The organism is Vogesella fluminis (assembly GCF_014652335.1).
In the GTDB taxonomy this organism is placed as follows: Bacteria; Pseudomonadota; Gammaproteobacteria; order Burkholderiales; family Chromobacteriaceae; genus Vogesella; species Vogesella fluminis.
On record NZ_BMYP01000117.1, the window covers coordinates 1 to 791 of the forward strand.

Annotated in this window: 1 protein-coding gene; it reads left to right on the forward strand. The window is 55.4% G+C overall.

Going from position 1 to position 791, the window contains the following annotated elements; genetic code table 11:
* Nucleotides 1-60 precede the first annotated feature (60 nt).
* The gene (locus tag IE083_RS15695; RefSeq protein ID WP_189354967.1) at nucleotides 61-696 is read left to right on the forward strand and encodes a hypothetical protein; all 636 of its coding nucleotides are present in this window, start codon (nucleotides 61-63) and stop codon (nucleotides 694-696) included.
* Nucleotides 697-791: the final 95 nt, after the last annotated feature.

Below are 791 nucleotides of genomic sequence, written 5' to 3' on the forward strand. Positions count from 1 at the left end.
CCTGGAAAACCGGACCGGAGTTCGGCCCTGAAATTTACACCACCTTGACGGACGCTATCCTTGCCCAACCTTTGGGGGGAGCTCAAACGCACGATTGGCGATAAGGCCGAGGCCATAGGCAAGCATGGTTTGCCGCAGGCACGGCCTAACGAGCATGTAATAAGCTATGCGCTGGATGCTGAGGCCAGAACGTTGCAATCCGCAACCATTGCCAGATTCAATGAGCTTGAGCGTGCTTGTGATGGTGTTAAACGCACGCTGATTGGCCGCCGCCTTGAGCTGGCATTACGGGTGGCGCTGGTGTTGGCAGTTTGGGATAACGCGGGCGGGGAGGGGGGCACAATCCGCCGTGAGCATCTGCAATGGGGCTTGGATTTTGCGACCTATAGCCATGATTGCCTATTGTCGTTTGTGGATGACATGACCGACAGTCAGGCAATCAGAAATGGCCGCAGGGTGTTGGGCGGCATTACTGACGCTTGCGCGGGGTGGCTGAGGTTTACCGGCGCAAAAGCGCCCGCAGTAAATCGCATGGCCACCGAACTTAAACGGGTTCAGCATAGCGCCTTGCTCAGATGGTCAAAGCTGGATAAGCGAGCGTTTGACGAGGCCACTGCATGGCTAATCGAGACTGAGCAAATCATTGTCGAACATGGGGAGGGTTCGAAGTTCTATCTGCTGATGAAGATGAACTAGCCAAAGTGTGTATGGAAGCCGTCCTGATGGGCGGCTTTTTTTTGCTGGCCAATTCCCTCGATTCCCCACCGATTCCCCATTTGCCGGGGAACTGA